Origin of the sequence: Mesorhizobium sp. M1365 (assembly GCF_040317865.1) — a bacterium.
Lineage (GTDB): Bacteria > Pseudomonadota > Alphaproteobacteria > Rhizobiales > Rhizobiaceae > Mesorhizobium.
Genome location: NZ_JAMYLG010000103.1, coordinates 1 through 1,480, shown reverse-complemented (window position 1 = coordinate 1,480; position 1,480 = coordinate 1). Strand labels below are relative to the sequence as shown.

Here is a 1,480-nt window from a genome sequence, read left to right as displayed (position 1 = left end):
ACGAACATGAAGTAATCGCGGAAGCGGTGGCCACCTGAGATGTGGCGGCGATGTTCGAACATCTGGCCGGCTGGCTGTCCTCCGATAGGATGAAGAACGGGCTCTCGATCGACACCGGGCCCAGCCACCGAACGGAGGACAGCCATGGAACACTATATCGGCCTCGACGTATCCATGAAAGAGACGGCAATATCGATCCGGCAGAACGGTAAGAGGATTTGGCGGGGCAAGTGCGCATCCGATCCGCAACTGCTTGCGGCGGTGATCCGCAAGCGCGCACCGCATGTCCGGCGGGTTGTGTTCGAAACGGGGCCGCTGTCGGTGTGGTTCTACCATGCGTTGACGGCAGAGGGCCTGCCGGTGATCTGCATCGACGCGCGGCATGCCAAAGCCGCGCTCGACATGGCCGCGAACAAGACCGATGCGAACGATGCCGATGGCCTGGCACATCTGGCCGAGGTCGGCTTCTACCGAGAGGTCCGCGTCAAAGGTTTCGACAGCATGCTGATCCGCACGCTGATCACCGCGCGGCGCCAACTTCTTAAGATGCGTTTGCAGATATCCAATCAAATCCGTGGATTGATGAAGACGTTCGGCCTTGTCGTGCCCAAGGGCGCCGGAAGCGTGTTCGAACGCAACGTTCGCGACCTTCTGCGGGGTGAAGAAAAGCTGGCGCGCATTGTTGTGCCAATGCTGCAGGCATGGAGTGGTATCCGATACCAAATCGCAGAGCTGAGCAAGCAGCTGGCAGCGATGGCGCGTAACGACCAGCATTGCCGTCTGCTCATGTCAGTGCCCGGTGTAGGCACCGTCACAGCCACCGCCTTTGCCGCAGCGGTGGAGGATCCGGCCAACTTCAGGAACTCGCGCGCCGTGGGCGCATGGGTGGGCCTGACCCCGAGGCGCTACCAGTCCGGCGAGGTCGATAATGATGGTCATATCTCGCGCCGTGGCGACAGTCAGTTGCGCGGACTGCTATATGAGGCGGCCGCGGTCATCCTGAACCGGTCGACGGATACCAGCATCCTGCGAACCTGGGCGTTGGAGCTGAAAGATCGGCTCGGCTTCAAGCGAGCGGCCGTGGCCCTGGCGCGCAAGCTGGCAGTCATCATGCATGCGATGCTCCGAACGGGCGAGTTGTTCGATCCGCACGGAGGAAAACCCGCCGCTGTCTGATCCTGCAGACGTTTAGCTACGACCATTCTTCAGGCCATTCCACCGATAGCGTTCTTACAGGACACCGAGTCGTCCCTGCCGGGACGTGGCTGAGATCATTCCGCGAAGCGGGAAGCAACTGCCTCGTTTAGCAGATTGCGTAACGAACATAGGAAGATCTCACCTGCGAAACTCATCCTGCGGCGATCATCGCGTCGACCGCGTAGACGACCCTGTACCCGGCATTCGGACGAACGAGAATCGACAGAAAGGACGACGGCCTTGCACTCACCCCCTTGACGGTCGAGCGATTAGACGACCCGCT

The 1,480-nt window shown here is 60.7% G+C and carries 1 protein-coding gene; it reads left to right on the top strand.

All coding sequences use genetic code 11. The features are described 5' to 3' along the window. The first annotated feature begins 144 nt into the window (after positions 1–144). Positions 145–1,176, top strand: a complete 1,032-nt coding sequence (locus NKH04_RS33060) for an IS110 family RNA-guided transposase (protein WP_352542900.1) — start codon at positions 145–147, stop codon at positions 1,174–1,176. Positions 1,177–1,480 lie beyond the last annotated feature (304 nt).